19 protein-coding genes and 1 pseudogene are annotated in these 17,825 nt (G+C 69.9%); 6 read left to right on the top strand and 14 right to left on the bottom strand.

Going from position 1 to position 17,825, the window contains the following annotated elements:
* From ACWDAK_RS37705 to ACWDAK_RS37720, 4 genes are all read right to left on the bottom strand, one after another.
* A partial coding sequence (locus ACWDAK_RS37705) for a PRC-barrel domain-containing protein (protein WP_449806549.1) occupies positions 1–293 on the bottom strand: 293 nt, incomplete at its 3' end.
* 354 nt (positions 294–647) lie between these two features.
* Positions 648–1,541, bottom strand: a complete 894-nt coding sequence (locus ACWDAK_RS37710) for an SDR family oxidoreductase (protein WP_344641562.1) — start codon at positions 1,539–1,541, stop codon at positions 648–650.
* Between the two features lie 213 nt (positions 1,542–1,754).
* Positions 1,755–2,273, bottom strand: a complete 519-nt coding sequence (locus ACWDAK_RS37715; protein ID WP_427395092.1) for a hypothetical protein — start codon at positions 2,271–2,273, stop codon at positions 1,755–1,757.
* Between the two features lie 220 nt (positions 2,274–2,493).
* Positions 2,494–3,054, bottom strand: a complete 561-nt coding sequence (locus ACWDAK_RS37720) for a hemerythrin domain-containing protein (RefSeq protein WP_427395093.1) — start codon at positions 3,052–3,054, stop codon at positions 2,494–2,496.
* Between the two features lie 264 nt (positions 3,055–3,318).
* On the opposite strand from ACWDAK_RS37720, the pseudogene ACWDAK_RS37725 reads away from it, so the two are divergent.
* Positions 3,319–3,498: pseudogene (locus ACWDAK_RS37725) on the top strand (hypothetical protein); the annotation flags it as partial.
* A gap of 147 nt (positions 3,499–3,645) precedes the next feature.
* On the opposite strand, the gene ACWDAK_RS37730 reads toward ACWDAK_RS37725, so the two are convergent.
* The 3 genes from ACWDAK_RS37730 to ACWDAK_RS37740 form a co-directional block, all read right to left on the bottom strand.
* Complete coding sequence (locus ACWDAK_RS37730; protein ID WP_344641559.1) at positions 3,646–4,215, bottom strand: hypothetical protein; 570 nt, start codon at positions 4,213–4,215, stop codon at positions 3,646–3,648.
* Positions 4,216–4,465: 250 nt separating this feature from the next.
* Complete coding sequence (locus tag ACWDAK_RS37735; protein WP_344641560.1) at positions 4,466–4,837, bottom strand: STAS domain-containing protein; 372 nt, start codon at positions 4,835–4,837, stop codon at positions 4,466–4,468.
* Positions 4,838–5,010: 173 nt separating this feature from the next.
* Positions 5,011–5,307 (bottom strand): hypothetical protein, encoded by a 297-nt coding sequence (locus ACWDAK_RS37740; RefSeq protein WP_427395094.1) that lies wholly within the window; start codon positions 5,305–5,307, stop codon positions 5,011–5,013.
* 151 nt (positions 5,308–5,458) lie between these two features.
* Between ACWDAK_RS37740 and ACWDAK_RS37745 the strand changes: the two genes are divergently transcribed.
* Positions 5,459–5,752 carry a helix-turn-helix transcriptional regulator gene (locus ACWDAK_RS37745; protein ID WP_344641709.1) on the top strand — a complete coding sequence of 98 codons (294 nt, stop codon included), beginning with the start codon at positions 5,459–5,461 and terminating at the stop codon, positions 5,750–5,752.
* Positions 5,753–6,444: 692 nt separating this feature from the next.
* Here the strand turns inward: ACWDAK_RS37745 and ACWDAK_RS37750 are convergent.
* A complete protein-coding gene (locus tag ACWDAK_RS37750; RefSeq protein ID WP_344641489.1) occupies positions 6,445–6,732 on the bottom strand; it encodes a DUF6296 family protein in 288 nt (95 codons plus the stop codon).
* Between the two features lie 902 nt (positions 6,733–7,634).
* Between ACWDAK_RS37750 and ACWDAK_RS37755 the strand changes: the two genes are divergently transcribed.
* Entirely contained in the window at positions 7,635–7,820 is a 186-nt protein-coding gene (locus ACWDAK_RS37755; RefSeq protein ID WP_344641490.1) for a CsbD family protein, read from the top strand.
* 667 nt (positions 7,821–8,487) lie between these two features.
* Positions 8,488–8,847, top strand: coding sequence for a low affinity iron permease family protein (locus ACWDAK_RS37760; RefSeq protein ID WP_427395095.1), 360 nt, complete (start codon positions 8,488–8,490; stop codon positions 8,845–8,847).
* 338 nt (positions 8,848–9,185) lie between these two features.
* Here ACWDAK_RS37760 and ACWDAK_RS37765 read toward each other — a convergent pair whose 3' ends face one another.
* The 6 genes from ACWDAK_RS37765 to ACWDAK_RS37790 all read right to left on the bottom strand — a co-directional run bounded on the left by ACWDAK_RS37765 (position 9,186) and on the right by ACWDAK_RS37790 (position 15,148).
* Positions 9,186–10,196 carry a clavaminate synthase family protein gene (locus ACWDAK_RS37765; RefSeq protein WP_344640745.1) on the bottom strand — a complete coding sequence of 337 codons (1,011 nt, stop codon included), beginning with the start codon at positions 10,194–10,196 and terminating at the stop codon, positions 9,186–9,188.
* Between the two features lie 41 nt (positions 10,197–10,237).
* A complete protein-coding gene (locus ACWDAK_RS37770; RefSeq protein WP_427395096.1) occupies positions 10,238–11,236 on the bottom strand; it encodes a hypothetical protein in 999 nt (332 codons plus the stop codon).
* Positions 11,237–11,718: 482 nt separating this feature from the next.
* On the bottom strand, positions 11,719–12,828 hold the full coding sequence (locus ACWDAK_RS37775) for a beta-ketoacyl-[acyl-carrier-protein] synthase family protein (RefSeq protein ID WP_427395097.1): 1,110 nt from the start codon (positions 12,826–12,828) through the stop codon (positions 11,719–11,721).
* Positions 12,829–12,951: 123 nt separating this feature from the next.
* A complete protein-coding gene (locus tag ACWDAK_RS37780; protein ID WP_425557846.1) occupies positions 12,952–13,326 on the bottom strand; it encodes a flavoprotein in 375 nt (124 codons plus the stop codon).
* 384 nt (positions 13,327–13,710) lie between these two features.
* Positions 13,711–14,163: a VOC family protein gene (locus ACWDAK_RS37785; protein ID WP_427395098.1), complete on the bottom strand. Its 453-nt coding sequence runs from the start codon at positions 14,161–14,163 to the stop codon at positions 13,711–13,713.
* 358 nt (positions 14,164–14,521) lie between these two features.
* The gene (locus tag ACWDAK_RS37790; RefSeq protein ID WP_344640748.1) at positions 14,522–15,148 is read right to left on the bottom strand and encodes a hypothetical protein; all 627 of its coding nucleotides are present in this window, start codon (positions 15,146–15,148) and stop codon (positions 14,522–14,524) included.
* A 568-nt stretch (positions 15,149–15,716) separates the two neighbouring features.
* On the opposite strand from ACWDAK_RS37790, the gene ACWDAK_RS37795 reads away from it, so the two are divergent.
* Both ACWDAK_RS37795 and ACWDAK_RS37800 read left to right on the top strand, forming a co-directional pair.
* Positions 15,717–16,250 carry a hypothetical protein gene (locus tag ACWDAK_RS37795; protein ID WP_344640749.1) on the top strand — a complete coding sequence of 178 codons (534 nt, stop codon included), beginning with the start codon at positions 15,717–15,719 and terminating at the stop codon, positions 16,248–16,250.
* A gap of 37 nt (positions 16,251–16,287) precedes the next feature.
* Positions 16,288–17,298 carry a COG1361 family protein gene (locus tag ACWDAK_RS37800; RefSeq protein ID WP_344640750.1) on the top strand — a complete coding sequence of 337 codons (1,011 nt, stop codon included), beginning with the start codon at positions 16,288–16,290 and terminating at the stop codon, positions 17,296–17,298.
* Positions 17,299–17,825: the final 527 nt, after the last annotated feature.

A 17,825-nucleotide genomic window follows, 5' to 3' on the forward strand; every position in this document is an offset into this window, starting at 1 on the left:
AAGACGGCCGCCTCGTCCTCGGCCGGCAGCTCGCCGTCGGTGTCGATCGCCGGAGCCTTCTTGACCTGGCTCCTGGGGTGGGCGACCTGCAGGTACCCCGGTCCGACCCTCGCGTCGGCGAGGGGGACGAACACCAGGCGGCGGCGCGTGGGCAGCCCGACCGTGACCGTGGCGAACGATGGCTCGTCGGTCACGGTGTCCACGTAGACGGACTCCAGCGTGCCGATCCTGTGGCGATCGGCATCGACCACGTCGTGACCGCGCCATTCCCGGATCTCATTCGCTTCGAACACCAGCAACCTCCGAGGTCGGTGGGCATCTCCCATCCTCCTACCAGGGCCACCGCCGAGCCCGCGCGGTGCGCCGACCGGGCCGATCGGCGCGACTGCCGGATCTGTGGCGAGGGCGGAAATCCACCGGTCGCCAAGGCGCCCAGCTCACCGACTGCCTCCTCGGCCACCTGCCCTGCGGCTACGCGCCCTCGCTCTCCTCCGCAGTCGGTTCCTCTCCCAGGGTCTGCCGGTGCCAGGCCTGCCGCACCTGGGCAGCCGGAGTCTCAGCCCCATGCGCAGCGGCTGGCGGCACGACGTCGGCAGAGGCGCTGTGTGGGCGCAACAGCTACGCCGCTGCGTGTCCTTCTCGGACGGTCATGGCAGGGGGATGCCGCCGGTGGCGTTGAGGACCTCCCCGGTGATGTAGGAGGCCTCCTGCGAGGCGAGGAATACGTAGGCCGGGGCCATCTCGGCCGGCTGGGCCGGGCGGCCCATCGGGGACTGCTCGCCGAAGTGCGCGACCTTCTCCTCGTCCATGGTGGCCGGGATCAGCGGCGTCCACACCGGCCCGGGCGCCACCGCGTTGACCCGGATTCCCCCGGGTGCCAGCTGCTGGGCCAGGCCCTGGGTGAACGCGACGATCGCCGCCTTCGTCATCGCGTAGTCCAGCAGATGCGCGCTGGGCTTGTACGCCTGCACCGAGGCGCTGTTGATAACCGACGCGCCCGGACGCAGATGCGGCAGCGCGGCCCGGGTGAGCCAGAACATCCCGTACAGATTGGTCGTAATCACCCGGTCAAACTGCTCGGTGCTGATCGCGGCGAGTCCGTCGGGCTGCGACATCTGGTAGGCAGCGTTGTTCACCAGGATGTCCAGCCCACCCAGGTCGGCGGCGCATCGCTCGGGCAGGCTGGTGCAGAACTCCTCCTCGCGCAGATCGCCGACAAGCGGCAGCGCGCGGCGGCCGGCCTGCTCGATCAGGCCGGTGGTGATGTCGGCATCGCCTTGTTCCTCGGGCAGGTAGCTGAAGGCCACGTTGGCACCCTCACGGGCGAATGCCAAGGCCACGGCCCGCCCGATCCCGGAGTCGGCTCCGGTGATGAGTGCGACCCTGCCCGTCAGGCGGCCGGAGCCTCGGTAGGAGGTTTCACCGTGGTCCGGCTGGGGCCGCATCTGCTCGCCGCTTCCGGGGTGTGGTTGCGTCTGCTCGGGCAGCGGCGGCCTCGGGTACTGCTCGGCCGGATCCTGCGGGGCGTACTGGTCGCTCAACGCCACCCGCCATCACTCCTCAGCCTCGGTCCAACCTCCGGCCGCGGCCCGGTGGGGCCGCAACGCCACTCGAGTCTGACGGTCCGGGCGCCGCGCCGCAGTCCGCACCGCGGTGTTGGGATGGTCGCTCACCCGTCCGGAGGCCGGCCGGGAGATCCTCTGACAGCCGTGCCAACGCGCGCTGTGTGCGGCACGTGCCGCACAGGGGTGGCATCACGACAATCCGGCGCCCTCGGCCGTGAGCAGTTCGACGAGCTGGGGCCGGTGCAGGACGGCGATGGGTTCGAGAAGGTCTGGGTGGCGCAGGAGGGCGGTGGCTTCGCTGTCGCGGGTGCTGGGGTGGGTGAGGCGTTGCAGTCCGCCGGCTTCGGTGTGGTGCTCGGTTGTGGCCAGGGCCTGGTTGGCGCGTGCGGCCAGTGCGGGGTCGGCCAGGAGGCAGGCTGCCCAGCTGACGACGGTTTCGTCGACCCAGGTCCGCCAGGCGGTGTCGGTGTCGTCGGGGAGCGGCTCGCATCCGGTGAGCCAGTCCAACCGGTGGGATCCGCTGGGGGCGAGGAGATGGAGCAGCTGCACGTCCAGGCTGGTGGGGTAGCACAGAGCGGCCGCGAGCGCGGTGGCCTGCCGGGCCTGGGCATCGGCCAGAGCCCGGCTGAGCGCGCCCGCTGGCGGTGGGTAGGCGGCCAGGAGCCAGCGGGTGGAGGCGGCTATGACAGGTGTCAGGTCGGTGGGCATGGTGATCGGTCCCTCGGGGCGGGCTCGCCCGTGGTCCGGCTGATCGGGTGCGCGAGCTGTCTACGCGGAGCCGCGCTGCCCCGCTCGTGGCCGACCAGTGTAGGCGGCCACCACGGCCGATGGCATGACCCGCGTCACGCCCTGCCCGACCGGGCACCTGGGTCGGACCGACACTCTGCGGTCCGACCCAGCTGCGCTCATCGCCGACTGCCGGGTGCGGTCAGGACTTTCCGCGGCCAGTGACGAAGTCGCGGGCCCGGTCGACCAGACCGACACCCGGCGCCAGGATCTTGCTGGCCATCGGGGTGTCGGGCGCGGCGGGGTGCGGGCGGGTCGGAGCCATGGCCTTGGCCCGCCGGACCTTCTCGCCGAGATCACCAAGCATCTCGGAGGAGCAGGCCTGGCGCAGCATCGGGAAGAGGTTGTGTTCCTCGTCCTGGACGTGGGCGGCGACCTCGTCCATGAGCTGCCGCAGCAGAGCGCTCATCTGCGCATCGTCGGTGTTCGTCTTCTCCAGCTGCTTGAGGATCTTCTCGATCCGGCCGTGGTCGGCGATCTCCTTGTCCGCGAGCCGGTCACCGCCCTGGATGTGCTCGCGCACCGCCGGGTAGAGGTACTGCTCCTCGGCGACCGAGTGCCGCACCAGCTCGATGGTGACCTCGTCGACGAGGTCACGCAGTTCCTGCCCGCGGCTGGTCATCGCCTGGATGCGGCCGAAGATCTCCTCGACCTCCCGGTGATCCGCCATCAGCTCCGCGAGCACATTTCCGCCATGCCCCATCGCGCGTCCGCCTCTCGTCCTGTCAGGGCCGGGTCCATCCCGCCCAGCAGGCAGTGATCCCCCCACCGTGCTCGCCCTGTGAGCCCGCCTCACCTGCCTCGCCCGATCGGAGGGCACCAGCAACACCGTGCGGCGAGGCCGGCCCTGCAAGCTTCCGCTCACCAGCCCCCTGACGTTCCCCCCGCGGTCACACCTCGCGACGACCAAAGCTCGCCCGCCGTAGCCGCGCAGGCGAGCGAACGGATCGAGACCTACGTGCGGGGTGTGCGCCATGGCGCACACCCCCGAAACGAGGAGGAACCGCATGCCTGCGGTTCGAGCAAGAAGCGTGAACGTCAGTACGAGCACATCAAGGACAGCGCCCGGGACCGCACAGAGAGCGAGATCGCGGCCCGGACCGTGAACAAGGAGCGGGCCCGGCACGGCGAGTCGAAGACGGCCAGCTGGCTGCGTAGGTCTGAAGCGAGAGGCGCCTGACTGCCCGCGCTGTGTCCTGGTGGTCTCTGGTTTCCTCGTTCTGTGGTCCTGTGGCGACGATGTCCTCGGTCGTCATCGGTCCCGTGTCGTCGTAGCGCTGCGGCTTCATCTCTGTCATCTCCGTGGCGACTCGTCGTCGTCCCGCGCCGCCTGCCCGCCGTCGAGGAGCGCCGTGAACAGTGCGCGGTAGTGCACCATCGCCCCGCGGAGTTCTTCGGTGGTCGCGTCACCGCGACCGGCCTGGGCGTTGACCGCATGCGCGGCACGGTAGTGCTTCAGGGTGTTCGCGTGCTCGACGGACAGGTCACGCAGCCGCTGTTCGTAGTCCTCGGTGGGGTAGCCGCGCTCATGCATGAGCGCGGTGACCAGGCCGTCAGCCCGCTGGACGGCCTCGCCGGGACGGTCGACGAACTCCTGCTGCACCTGCGTCCAGTCCTGCGCGTATCGCTGTCTGGTGCCGGGTGCCAACGGCTTGATCTCCAGCTGCTGGTGGCGCTGTTCGCGGCGGCGCAGTTCCTGCTCGGCGGCCAGTCGGCTGCCCGAGCTGCGGACGGTGCGCTCGTACTCGGGGCCGAACCGTTCCCGCAACCGGCGGCGGCGGGCCACGAGCCACAACGCTCCGGCTATCAGGAGCAGCACGACTACGACGGGCACGATGATCGCGATGAGGGTCCCTGTCGACATCAGGTCCTCCTTGGTTCTTCAGTGGCCTGCCGCCTTACCGGCAGCCGGCGTCTCGAAACGTGCTCTTCGCAGGGCGTCCGCGCGGGGCCGGAGTGCGCTGACGGTCCCGTCGTCGGCTCTTCCTCCAGCCCCGGTACCGGGGCCGCTGGCGGCGCGTAGTCGCCGTAGCGCATCCCCACAGGGTGGGGAGGAGTCGTGCAAGGGGACTTGGAACGCGGCAGAAGCGGAAGCGCGCCTCGCGAACCTTCGGTCACAGGGCGGTCGGGTGCGGTGTGCTCGGTTTCGAAGGGGCGCTTTTGTGCAGGGCCTCGGTCAGGGTCGGGAACACCTGGAACACGGTGTCGGTCTGGGTGATCTCCAGCACCCGTTGTGCCTGCGGGCTGGGTGCGGCAAGCACGAGGGGCACGCCCGCGGCGAGTGCGCTCCGGCGGGCGGTGAGCAGAGTGTGGAGGGCGCTGGTGGTGAACAGGTCGACGGCGTGCAGGTCGATCGCGAGGAGTGCGGGGTGCCGGGCGAGGGCCTGTCGCAGTTCGTGGCGCAGGTGCTGTTCGTTGTCCATGTGGGCGTAGCCGGCGATGGAGCAGACCAGGGCGTCGCCGATGCGGGTGGTGGATGTCTTCATATCCGGGGCGAGCATGGTGTGCCTTCCGGGCGGCCCAGCGCGAGGTGTTGGAGGCGGGTCGGCGTGGGGTGTCACTGGGAGCCGGCCCGCGTGCTTCGCGTGTGGGGCTTGCCAGGGGCAGTGCTGTGGTGGCGGCTCGGGCGGGGGGCGGTGGGCGGTGGCCATGGCTTTCCTCACCGTGTGTCGCGGTCGGGCGGGGCCGGGGTAGGGGCTCGCTGGTCGCGCCAGCGGGAAGCGATCCGCTCCAGGCTCTCCCACAGCTCGTCGGCGGTGTCCTGCTGGTAGCCCAAGGTGCCTTGGGAGGATTCGCTGGCAGTCAGGTAGGCCTCAAGGCCGGTGACCGCGTGGCGGACCGTGCGGCGCAGCGGCTCGACCTGACAGGTCTGGTCGCCGTTCTCACGGGGGCGGCCGATGCGGTCGTAGAGGAAGCCGGCGAGGGTTTCCAGGTTGTCGCGGGTAAGGCTGTCCACGGTGACCTCTTCACGCGGAGGCAAGGATCCCGGCCGACGAGGGGCCTGGCTTGCCCTTCAACCATTCGTCCGCGAGCGATCCATGTCAACAGTTGCACGGATTGTTTTTCGTGCTTACGACTGCGTGAATCGGCGGTCGTAAGCTGGTGCCATGGACGAGTACCCCGCGACGGCGCGGCGGTGGACCTTCCTGACCAACCACGCCCGCGTGCTAGTGCAGATCGCCCGCGATCCCGGGATCAGGGTGCGCGACATCGCGGCGCGCTGCCTGCTGACCGAGCGGGCCGTCCAACGGATCATCGTCGACCTCGAAGACGCCGGCTACCTGACCCACGAACGCACCGGCCGCAGCAACCATTACCACGTCCAGGCCGCCAAACAACTGCGCCACCCGGCCGACGCCGGCCCCAGTCTCGCCGAACTCCTGGCCGTTCTCCTGCACTGAATCACCTGACCGCCTGCCCCGGTCACGGTGCGGCTCCGCGTGGGTCAGGGCGGTGGCCGCAGGAGGCCCGTGCAAGTTGAGCAGGGCCCCGAGAGGCCTGGCAGGACCCGGCCGCACCAGGCCGATGATGGAGGCGACTCGAGGCGGAAGCGGCGAGGGAAGCCCACCCGTGTCTGCGCCCGGACCTGCACGGCGCTGTGCCGGTAGGAGGCGGATCCTGGACCACGGTTGCGGTGCCGAAGATGAGCGCGCCGAGCGCGGCTTCGAAGCGGGCGAGCAGGCGCCGGGAGATCGTCGACTCCCTCACCAGTCCTGCTGCCCGCCGTCATCACTGTCGACAAGCAGCAGCGACGTTTCGACCACGAGGACCAGGACATCAGCCACAACGGCTGCCACCTGCCCACATCGCCGCCGGCGGCGAACACTCCGGCGGCGAAGGGCTGCACACCGCGAGGAACTCACCGTGCGCCAGCCGTACGCCGACGCCATCGTGTACGGCCCGAAACGGCTCAGGCCGAATCGGTCCGGACCTGCGGACATGGGCCAGGGATCCGGCGGCTGTCGCCTCTCTTCGTCCCGCACGATGGCCGCCGCGTCCCGCACCCGGGCTCCGAGCGACACGTACTGGCGGGAGAACTCCTTGTAAACGGCCAACCGCATCGGCGTGCGGGAACGGGAGCCCGGCCCCGGCCTCACCCCCGCAGTAGGCCTGCGCCGTCGGCTCCGCCGGGTGGAGGCAGGGCCTCGGCGTGCAGGCACTGCTCCTGTCCGCACCCGCCCGAGGCGGAGGCGGTGTCCGCGAGGGGTTGGGCGACACCCTCGTCGGTGATCTGGACGCGGAAGGCACCAGAGTCGTCGGCGTAGACGGGCCGCCCGTCTGCGGTGAGGTCCGACGTCAGGTGGACCACGATCACGGTGGGCGGGCCATGGCTGCCGGGCGCCCCAGGGAGCGTGATGCCGTATCGCCGGACCGCTGTCACGGGAAGCACCTCCGACCGTTCTCGGGGCCCCCAGCCCCTCCCGGGTCCCAGTGCCCGGGACCGGCCCCACTTCGTTCACCTTCATGGTATGCAGCCGCTGAGACCGGCATCGTCGCATGCTCAGCCGTGTTGGGCCCGCCCGGCCCCGCCGACACCCGGTGGCGCACCCAGGGGTCCGGGCACCGCCACCGGTGGGTCAGCACAAGTTGCCGAAGGCCGACGGTGGAACCCGTGCGGCCCACCCCGGCGGACAGCCGCACACGCCAACCGAGAAAAGGACATCAGGACGGGACACGGCGGGAACTGGCGACGCGCCGGGCGCACCGCACCAGCGCCGTCGGGCGGAGACATACCGGGAGTGTCGGCGTACACCCGGAACGTGGCCAGTGAGGTACAGCGATACGTCCCCACCCTGAAGGTGTTCGTGCGCAGGTCGGGGAGCCGGGGCCACCCGATTTCTCAGGGTGCGGGACACGACAGTCCGTCAAGGGCGCCCTACGGGCGTCGCTGCTCGATGGGGCTACGCCCCACCCCGGACTGACCGCCCTGTCCCGAGGCTGGCTGGCTACCGGCCGACCCCGGCCATGCGGCGGCCAAGCAGCCGAGGACGTTCGCTCGTACCGGGTTGGGGAGACAACTCCGTACGCCGACAGGGAGCGGCCGGCGGCATCGGGAAGTGCGTCCCGGGCCCGGCGATCGGTGAGGAACGGAGCCCTCGGTGCGGTCGGCGATCAGGCGGGACAGTCGAGTGGCAAGGCCGACCGGGTCCCCCGAGGATGACGTCAAAGAGCCCGGCCGTGTCGGACAGGCCGTGCCGGCTTCGACCGGCGGGTCGCGGCTCGCTGATGACACGTCACCGGATGGCTGGGTGACGCCGACGATTACGGATCCAGGAGGATGTCATGAGTGCTGGTGCCAAGGCCAAGAACATCGCCGACAAGGCCAAGGGCAAGGTCAAGGAGACGGCCGGCAAGGCGACGGGTGACGAACAGCTGGAAGCCAAGGGCAAGGGCGACCAGGTGAAGGGTGACGCCAAACAGGCGGCCGAGAAGGTGAAGGACGCGGCCAAGGACACCTTCAAGGGCTAGAACAGCCCCGGCCGGAGCGGTCGTGCCGTCCAGTCAGAAATTGGCGTGCTGCCGCTCCTCATCGGTTCGGCCTGACCACCCCCGTGCGGCCGGACCGAGCCGGCCCGCCGCGCTCGTCGACGTCGAACAGAGCTTCACCGAGCTGATCGCGCGGCGCGATTCCTGAAGCGTGCGGGCCGGCTCCGGGGCACCCGGCCGGGGAGCGCCTATCCAACGCCCGCCGAACATCAAGGTCAACACATTTGGGCGGGCGCGGGGTACCGGACGTGGTCAAGCGGCGGGGCGCGGTCGGCTCGGCCCCACAGGAGCGCGTAGTTATGGGCAGATGAGCGAGGAGACGGTCAATGAGCCGGTCGCCGGCGAGGGCGGCCAGGACAGCAAAGACGTCCCAGCGGGCGGTGGTGAGGCTGCTGTTCAGGGCGCGGGCGACGGTTTCGACGAAGGCGGGGCGGCGACCGGTTCGGGCAGGGGGATATGGGAAGCGATCACGGCCAGGGCCCGGTTGGGCAGTGCTGCGGCAAGGGCGCAGCGTTCGGCTTCCTCATCAGTGATGCAGCGACCCAAGTCGCGGATAGACGACAGCGACAGCGCCGCCCGGCCGGGGTACCAGGGCTGGCCACCGGCGTGGCGAGCGCCGCCCCGCAACTCAGGCCACTATGCAGGACCCATGTCCTTCCGGCATCCCGCCGAACGCGCCGACAGCGGCCGCGGCCACTTCGAGCGCGTGGCCGAACGCGCCTCGAACTTCACCAGCTCACCCGTGTTCTTCCTGCTGTGCCTGCTCCTGGTGGCCACCTTCGTCGCTGTCCACGCCGTCGGCCTCTCCCTCAGCGGGCAACTGCTGATCGGCGACCTGATCACCGCCGTGACACTGCTGCTGCTCGCACTGCTGAAGAACGCCGAACGACGCGCCGAACACGCCATCCAGCGCAAGCTCGACGCCATCGCCGCAGCCCTGCTGGAACAGCGCAGCGGACACACCGACAAGGCGCGCCGCAGCCGAGTCTGGCCCGGCTCAGCCCGCTGATCGACCGGTTCGCCTTCGCCGGCCTGCCGGTGGAGGTACGGATCTCCGGCGAGTTGAGGCCGCTGCCCGGCGGCATCGACGTGACGGCGTACCGGATCATCCAGGAGGCGCTGACCAACGCGCTCAAGCACGGCCTACGACCAGGGCACCGGCGTGGTCGGCATCGACACGGACAAGAGCCAACTGCCCGTCGGGCTCTCCTACAGGATGTCCGGCAGCAATCGGTTCACTTTCACGTGGACTCCGTGATCGGCTGACTCGCCGGTGCCCGTGCGGCGGGCTATCGGGAAGGGTTCACGGCTCGCACCGCCGGTCGGCGAAAACCCCTTAACCACCCGTCAGCGGGCGAGTACGTGGCCGTCGTGGGGGCGATGGTCGCGGGAGCGGCGCAGGTCGGTGGTGACGTAGGTGCGTTGCAGCCAGCGATCCGCTCCGTCGTAGCGGGGGTGGAAGGCGGTACGGCCGTGGACGGTGACGCGGTTGTCGATGATGACCAGGTCGCCGGGTGTCAGGCGCAGGGTGCGGGCACTCGCCTCGCAGGCGCGGCCGAATTCGGTCAGCGCCGCGGTGGCCCGAGGGGTGAGCGGGGTGGTGACGAGTTGGGCCATGCGTATGTCGGGATCCTCGGCTGCTCCCGACAGCACCGGTCGGGGCTTGGCATCGGGCTCGTTCGTGGCGGCGTCGGGGCCGAAGGAGGGTGGTGGTGTGGTGAGGAACTCCGGAGTGAACAGGGCCTGGCGGCTGGCCGGAGTGAGGAGCGGCAGTGCTTGGCGGATGCCGGCGGTGCGCATGCCGGCGATCCGGTCGTGGTCGGCGCGCAGGCACAGGAAGATCACATAGTCGGGTGGGTGGGGGTGGAAGCCGTTCTCGGTGTGGAAGGACAGCGGCACCGATCCGGCGTTGCCGTGGAAGGTCTCCTGCCCGGGCACGGGCACGACGTCCTGCACGAGGGCGCCGGATTTCTCGGCCAGGTAGGCGAGGGGCTCGCCGAGCCCGCAGGCCACCATGGTGAGCAGCGCGGCCGGGACGGTGGCGTGGCGCTGGACCGAGCCGAGTACGGCCGGTGTCGCGGGCAGGGCCGCCTGGTCGACGGGCAGGCCGCCGATCACCATGGTGCCGTGTGGGCCGGAGTGCCTTCGGAACCGGCGCACCGCGCGGCGCAGCGGTAGCGGGAGGTCCTCCCAGGCGTCGCGGGCCCGTGCCACCCATTCGGGGCTGTCGACCTGGTCGTGCCCGCTGGTGCACAGGGTGCGGGCGATCCGCTCGCACGCGCCGGCATCGGCCGGATCCAGTTCCCAGTCGGCGGCGGCGACAGTGCTTTGGGTGGTGTCGGGCGTCGTCTCGGGCATCGGGGTCTCCTGCCGGTGGTGTGGGCGGCGGACGTGCGGACTCACGAGTGGCGCAGGCCGGCCACGGCGTCGGCGATGTAGTGGTCCCCGAATCGGATCAGGGGGGCGTACTGGGCCGCGCGGCGGTGGCGCATGAGCCGTAGTTCGGCGACGGCGTTGTCGGGGCCTTCGGGTCGCTGAGCGATGGAACGGCGCAGCTGCACCATGGAGTACGCGAGGGTGACGTGCCGTTCGGCGTCCACGATGTCGGCTTCCAGCAGAGCGCCCCGTGCCTCGGCCAGCTCGGGGGCGCGGGCCGCCAGGTGCTCGTAGGAGTCGGGCACCACCGAGAGCAGGTCCTTCATCGCTGCCCGGAACAGCTTGTATCCGCGATGCTGGCGCCCGCTCAACGGGACGTCCGTCGACGGGGGCGCCATGGTGTGGCGGATCGCCGCCATGTAGTAGTCGGCCGGGATCGTACTGGCGTGGTCCATGGCCGCCGGGAAGCCGCGCACGTACACCGTCGCATCGGCGAGCCGCAGCAGCGCGGCATCGCCGTCGCCGTCCCGCAGATGGCGGGTGGCATCGGCCACGGCGACCGCAGCGCAGACGTTGAACAGGACATGGACCTGGTGCCCGATGAGCCACCGAGCACTCCACGCGCTCTCCAACGACGCCCCAGCACCAGGCTCGGGGACGGCCACCGGCGGGACGGGGTCGGGGTCAGCGCCCGGCGCTGCGCCGGTAAGGTCGAGCACCGACTGCCGCATCCCGGCCACCTCCAGCGCCAGGTCGGCACCCGACAGCGGAGCATCACACAAATCCTCCAGACCGCGGTGGATGACCAGGACACCGTGCAGGGCAGCCTGCTGATCCGACAACTCCACCTCACGGACCCGGAAGTACGACTGACTGGTCGACTCCGCCGGAACATCCTCACCGGCCGCCGCCGGAGCCAGAGCCGATAGCGCCGCCACCAACTCCCCGGCCACCGCAGCGGCCTGCCGCAGCACAGCGGTCCGCTCGACAGGTCTGGCATGGGTCGCCACCGCGGCCAACACGCGCGCGGTCCGCTTCGCCTCAGCATCGACGCTCGGACCCAGCACCGGGACGGGCCGCCCGCCTCGGGGCTCACGGAAGACAGCGACAGCAGGATGACCGGCAACCGGCGATAAGCCCATGGTTGAAGTACTTCGCCAGGAACACGCCGCACGAAACCCTGATCTGCAAGACGATTCCCGCGCGGTGGGCCGTAGTTGACTGGCTGTCAGCGGCGACGAGCCCGGCATGCCTCGCGGGCTCTGGTCGGCCCAGGCCGTCAGCGCCGCCGGAGCACCAACAACGGCTGCTGCTGCCGATAACCTCATCCGCGCTGGCGGGAGCCCATATGCACCAGCTGACTGGATGTTGACGGTGCCACCCGAAGCGGTGCTCTGGCAGGACTGCTATCGCTCCGGCATGGATGATCGGCCGACCATCCACTCGCCCACGAGGTAGTTCGTGCTTCTGGCGCGAGGTCGTTTCTCGTCGCTGGGAGCCGGCCTCACTGTTCCCGAGGTGCGGTCAGGGGGTGCGGAATGCCAGGACGACGTTGTGGCCAACCGAAGCCGACGGAGGTGCTCAGTGCCGCGTTGATGCGTTCGTTCGCGGCGGCTTTGGTGACCAGATTCAGGTCGAATGCGGGGTCGGGGCTCTCGAGGTTGGCGGTGGGCGGGATCAGGGAGTGCTGGAGGCTGAGGACCGTCAGGGCGGCTTCGACCGCGCCGGCGGCCCCGAGGGAGTGACTCAGAGCTCCCTTGGTGGAGGTGACGAAGGGGCCACCGGGCAGCACCGTGCTGATCGCGTCCGCTTCAATGGCGTCGCCCCGCAGGGTCGAGGTGCCGTGGGCGTTGACATGGTCCACGTCCTGGTGGGTGAGCGCGGCGTCGGCCAGGGCGGCACGGATGGCCTCCTTGACCCCGCGGCCTTCGGGATGAGGAGCGGTGGGGTGGTGGGCGTCGGTGGCGGATCCGCACCCGGCGAACAGGGCTCGGGGCTGGCGGCCGCAGGCGGCGGCATCCCGGGCCCGTTCCAGGACGAGGACCGCGGCGGCTTCGCCCAGCACGAAACCGTCCCGAGTCCGGTCGAAGGGCCGGGAGGCGGTCGAGGGGTCGTCGCAACGGGTCGACAGTGCACCGAGCTGCGCGAAGCCCGTCGCGATCAGGGGCGTGTTGCACGCTTCGGTGCCGCCGGCGAGGACGATGTCGCACTGGCCACTGGTGAGCAGGTCTCGAGCCACGGCCACGGCCGTCGAGCCCGAGGCGCAGGCGGTCGCCGTCACCAGGCTCGGGCCGAGAGCGCCGCAGGCGAGGGCGATCTCGCTTGCCGGTGTGCTTGGCCCGATCATGGCGATCAGGAGCGGTGAGACGCGTTTGGGTCCTCGATCAAGCAGTCGCCGGTGCTGGGTCTCCCAGGTCTGGGAGGCGCCGATGCCGCAGCCGATGACGACCCCGACGCGAGCGCCGTCCCAGGCTCTGTGGATCGAGATCGGCGTCGTGCAGCGCCTCCCTGGCGGCCATGAGGACGAGTTGGGTGGAGCGGTCCAGCCGGTACACGGTGCGGCGCCCGAGCACCGGCTGAGCGTCGAAGTCCGGCACGGAGCAGCAGAAGTCAACAGGAAGCGGTGGCGAGGCGGCGCGCCGGGGCGGTGAGGGCCGTGCGGACGGCGGGCCAGTCGATGCCCTCCGGGTGGACGTGGGGCAGGACGGCGCGCGGGTGACGGCGATGTTGGCCCGAGTCATCGTGATGTCGTCGATCTTGAAAACTGGGACAGGGCCATCGCGCACCTCTCACTCAACGAGCATGCCCACTCGGAGAGTTGCGCGATGGCTGCTTCATGACCAGGGGTTACACCAAGATCTCTGCTCCACCACTCAGTGGGACGCCATCGACGAACGGGCCGATCCTCCGGTCCCAAGCGGCAGGTCCCGTCTGCCGTGGCGGCGAGGTCGGCCACCGAAAGGTCGGTCTCGTAGGCCCGGGTCTGCTGCCCGGCAGGGGTCACGACCAGGTGCGTCTCGAGCCCGGCCTTTCGGGCGTGTTCCAGGATCCGCAGCCCGTACGAAATGCCGGTCGCGCCGCTGATGCCGACGACCAGTCGACGTCTGTTCATCCCTCCTCCCTCGGTTCGGAGACGACGTTAGGCAGGTGCCACAACGTCGCTGTATCGCCGCGATATCGCCGGTCCCGTCTGCGCTCCGCAGCGGCCCCCACCAAGCGCCGGCGGGTGGCCTGCTTCCTGGACGGCGGAGGCGGCACCGTGGACGACGCCGCGGCCGTCCCCGCCCTGCACTCGGACGCGATGCGATCGTGCGGCGGTCGCCCGGCGGCCTGGAGGGCACCTGGGGCTACGCTCCGGACAAACGCCTCGAGGGCGGTGGGTCGTTGGAGTCGCACCCGGAAATCCACCCAGGCCGCCACTCGAACGGGCTCCGCTGGCTACGTAGTGGACGTCGTCCTGCGTGGCGGGGTGCGGAGTCCCGGGCGATCAGGGGAGCTACGCAGCGCAGAACTCGTTGCCTTCCGGGTCCCGCATGATCCACCAGTGTCCGGCAGGCCCCTTGTCCACTTCGCGGACGCGGGTCGCACCCAGCTCCTCCAGCCGTGTCACAAGCTCGTCGAGGCCACCCGGCTCGCCGTGGACGTCGAGGTGTAGACGGTTCTTGCCGGCCTTGCCCTCGGGCACGTCCTGGAAGAGCAGTCGCCGCCCGCGGCCGATGCCGCTGGTCTCGTCGTACGGATCCTCGGGGTGGCGGATCGCAGCGTAACCGCGGAAGGTCCTGCGGCCACGGTGCTCGGCGACCGCCTCCTCGCCGATGTGGCCGGCGGCCAGCAACTGCTCGACGAGCGCGCTGGGATCTTCCACCTCATAGCCCAGCGCTGCGGCCCAGAACTCCGCGAGTGCGGGTGCGTTCGTACTGTCGATGACCAGTTTCCAACTCAGCGTCATGCGCGCGAGATTACGTCCGAGCACTGACATACGGCGTCGGGCACCCTCGCCTTGAGCTCGGCGCATCTGTTCAGCGAGGTCGTCGGCGTGGATCCGGACGACCGACTGATCGCCGAGGCCAGTCGCGAAAGCGCCGAGCGCGGAGTTCGGCGAGCACGTCCGTCAGCTCGGGGGCTTCTGGCAGCCTCCCGCGCTGGTAGTAGGCGGCCGTGCCCGAGAACAACACCCTGCTGCCGTCATTTCTCGCGAAGGTCCGCGAGCCCGGCACCCGTCAACTGCTGCCGGAACTCGCAGACAAACGCTTCTGCTGAACGTGAACGAGGCCACACGAATCGCCCCCGCCGTTGGGCTGTTGTTGTCAGTGGCCGTGGTGATCGCAGTGATCATAGTGGCCGTGGTGCCCGTGGTGGCCGTGATGCCCGTGATGCTTGATCCTAGTGGTGTCGGTGGCGGTGTGGGTGGTGGTGTCACCGCCTCCGGTGACGGTGGCGGTGCTGGTGACCTCTGCATGGGCGGTGCAGGAGACGCGGACCTTCAGGATGATGGGCGGGTAACTGTTCCCGGCAGGCAGGACGTCGCTGCGGGCACAGTTGAGGTCGGCCAGGGTGCAGTGCCACCCCCTACCGGTGATGCCGTCGGCCCAAAGACCTGCGGGGAGGGTGCCGTGGACGGTGACCTTGGCGTTATTGGTCGGGCCGGCCGTGGTGGCGTTGCCCACAGTGATGATGTAGACGCCGCCCTCGCCCTGGGCGAAGGTGCCCGCGTGGCTCTCGGTGATGGTCAGGGAGGGGCGGCTGGCCGGGATGACCGTGAAGCTGACACCGGTGCCGCCGGGGTCGGTGGTGGCAGGGTCGGCGGTGGCGGCGGTGGCGGCGGTGGCGGCGGTGTCGATAACGGGCACCGTGCTGTCGTCGTAGCCGGCGACGTAGGCGCGCTGGACCGTGGGGGCCCAGGCCGTGGGCGGGACGATCGCCAGGAGCGCCAACCCGACCATCATGACCACCCCCGTTTTGCGGGCCCGCCACACCGAAGGCCACGATCGAAACATGCCGCCCATGCCTCCCGTGCCGCGGCTTGCTCCAGCCCGCCCTCTCCCGTGTCTGAACACCTATGTCTCCGCTTCACGCAGGAGCGGCCTCCGCCAGGCCAGGGCGCCGACGACAAGCCGCTGACCACTCATTGCGATCTGAATGTCACTTTATGTTTCCGCGAGTGGACTCGCTGACGCGACACGACGGTGACCGCCGCGAGCGCGCGAGAACCGACAGGCGCATCGAGTGGGTGGGTGGCGCGCCGAGACCAGAGTGCCGGTGAGGATGCCGTCGACCTGGGCGCGGTGGCCTTCCGGCCGCAGCTTGACGGCGTGTCGCACACCCCAACGTCTGCGCGCCAGCGCGGTCTTCGCACCTCCCCTCTCGAAAGGCCGGTGAAATACCTCACCAAAAGGAGCGAATCGGATAACTTGCTGAGACAAATGGCTCCTTTCGGTGGATTTGAGGCAAAGTCCCCGAAATGACAGAAAGTAGGATAATTTGCGCACGATTAGATCTCTCGTGATCGGTACCGCCGCTCTCCTGGCGGCGGGGCTGACGACGGTGCCCGCCTCGGCAGCTTCATCGGGCCCCACAACGACGACGTTCCAGGTGCAGGGCGGCACCTTGGACATCACCACGCCCGCGTCGGCGGCCATCGGCCAGGGCCCTCCGGGCGGTACCATCAGCGGCCAGCTCGGCAACGTCCTCGTCGCCGACGGGCGGGCCCTGGCCGATGCGTCCTGGACCGCAAGCGTGATCTCCACCGACTTCACGTCAGGGGCCGGCGGCTCCGGCCTGACGATCCCAGCCACCGACGTGAGCTACTGGTCGGGACCCGTGACATCAAGCTCGGGCAACGGCGTCTTCACTCCCGGTCAGCCCGCCTCCGGCAACGCGGCGCCGCTGAACAACACGACGCCCCTGACCGCGCTCACCCACGCTGGTGGCACTGGTAACAACACTGCCACGTGGACCCCCTCGCTGAACGTTCATGTGCCGCAGGCCAACGAGTCCGGCACCTACACCGGAACGGTGACGCATTCTGTTGCGTAATCACCGCGGCCGACTGGTCGGATGGATGTCATTGGCGATGCTGTGTTGCGCTGGCCTGGGACCTGCTGCCCAGGCCGGCGCGGCCGCAGAGGAACCCGATCGGGACGTCATCGGGATCCAGTTGCTGGAGGCACCCGTCGATCGCCGCTCCGACCCGCGGGCGCTGAGATACATCGTGGATCACCTGCCGCCCGGCACCACCATTCAGCGGCAGGCCAGGATCGTGAACAAATCCCCGAAACCGCAGCACATCGAGGTCTACCCTGGCGCCGCAACAGTCACCGACGAACAGTTCCGCTTCGGAGCCGCGCACGCGTCCAACGAACTGACGTCCTGGGTCTCGCTCGACCGCCGGCAGTTGGACCTGCAGCCGCACAGCGACGCTCGCGTCGAGGTGAGCGTCCAGGTCCCATCCACCGCCGCGGCCGGCGAACGCTACGCGGTGATCTGGGCCTCGGCAAGCTCCAGCCCGAATCCGTCCGCCAACATCACCCAGATCAACAGGGTCGGCATCCGGATGTACCTCGACATCGGGCCCGGCGGCGAGCCATCGTCCGACTTCGCCATCGGCGAGCTGACCCCCGCGCGCGCCCCGCACGGACAGCCCTCGCTGAGCATCCACGTGCGCAACACCGGCGGCCGCGCCTTGGACATGACCGGATCGGTCAGCCTCTCCGAAGGGCCGGCAGGCATGCGCGCGGGCCCGTTCGAGGTCGGCCACGGCACCACCCTCGCCCCCGGCGAGCCCGGAACGGTCACGGTGGCATTCCCCAACGACCTGCCCAACGGCCCGTGGAAAATCGACGTGAACCTCGCCAGCGGGCTCGTGAGTCACACCGGGACGGGACACATCACCTTTCCCGACGCCGGCACGGCAGGTCACTCCAGCTCACTGCTCTCACATCTACCCGCCGAATGGATCCTTGTGGGTGGACCAGCGGCAGCAGGGCTGGCCGTTCTCGGCGGACTCGCAGTCCCGATCCTCCGCTCGTGGCGCCGTCGCCGGGAAAGTCATGAATCAAGTGATCTCGAGTTGGGAGGCATCTGACGGAGATGGCGATTCGTTCAGTCGATCGAAGGCCATTGACGATGCGTCGGTCCAGCGTGCCGGACTCCAACGCGGGCGGCTTGACCCCACGTCGGGCAAGGCCCGTCGTTGCCGACGCCCTCGGCTGCCACGAGGTCATACCGCCGAGCTGGCCCGCTCGGGCCGACGGCACCTGGAGCCGGTGCGCGGCTGGAGGTCACCTACTACCACCCTCAGGCTGGACTCCGTGGGGAACTGGCACGGCAGCTGTAGAGCGCGATCTTGGGGTCCGTGTCGGGTGGTGGCTGCGCTGGTCTCATCGGCGATGGCGGGTGGCCGCGAGTGCTGCTGGCCGATCAGGGCGGGTCCGGCGCCGGTCGCGTAGGTGAGATGGACTGCGACCCGGCACGGGCCGGTCCCGCCGAGCGCGCCGGAATGCATCACGGTCTACAGCTGCCGGGTCGGTCCCCGCTCCCGCCAAGACTGGCGGGAGCCGCGTCCGCCTCGGCCTGGATCCGCCGCAGGAGCATCTCCCACGTCCCGTCCGC

The organism is Kitasatospora sp. NPDC001175, assembly GCF_053598215.1.

Coding starts and splice junctions, on each gene's coding strand:
- ACWDAK_RS37715 (WP_427395092.1), bottom strand. CDS start 2,273: ATGCCCACCGACCTGACACCTGTCATAGCCGCCTCCACCCGCTGGCTC.
- ACWDAK_RS37720 (WP_427395093.1), bottom strand. CDS start 3,054: ATGGGGCATGGCGGAAATGTGCTCGCGGAGCTGATGGCGGATCACCGG.
- ACWDAK_RS37730 (WP_344641559.1), bottom strand. CDS start 4,215: ATGTCGACAGGGACCCTCATCGCGATCATCGTGCCCGTCGTAGTCGTG.
- ACWDAK_RS37735 (WP_344641560.1), bottom strand. CDS start 4,837: ATGAAGACATCCACCACCCGCATCGGCGACGCCCTGGTCTGCTCCATC.
- ACWDAK_RS37745 (WP_344641709.1), top strand. CDS start 5,459: ATGGACGAGTACCCCGCGACGGCGCGGCGGTGGACCTTCCTGACCAAC.
- ACWDAK_RS37755 (WP_344641490.1), top strand. CDS start 7,635: ATGAGTGCTGGTGCCAAGGCCAAGAACATCGCCGACAAGGCCAAGGGC.
- ACWDAK_RS37760 (WP_427395095.1), top strand. CDS start 8,488: ATGTCCTTCCGGCATCCCGCCGAACGCGCCGACAGCGGCCGCGGCCAC.
- ACWDAK_RS37765 (WP_344640745.1), bottom strand. CDS start 10,196: ATGCCCGAGACGACGCCCGACACCACCCAAAGCACTGTCGCCGCCGCC.
- ACWDAK_RS37780 (WP_425557846.1), bottom strand. CDS start 13,326: ATGAACAGACGTCGACTGGTCGTCGGCATCAGCGGCGCGACCGGCATT.
- ACWDAK_RS37785 (WP_427395098.1), bottom strand. CDS start 14,163: ATGACGCTGAGTTGGAAACTGGTCATCGACAGTACGAACGCACCCGCA.
- ACWDAK_RS37800 (WP_344640750.1), top strand. CDS start 16,288: ATGCTGTGTTGCGCTGGCCTGGGACCTGCTGCCCAGGCCGGCGCGGCC.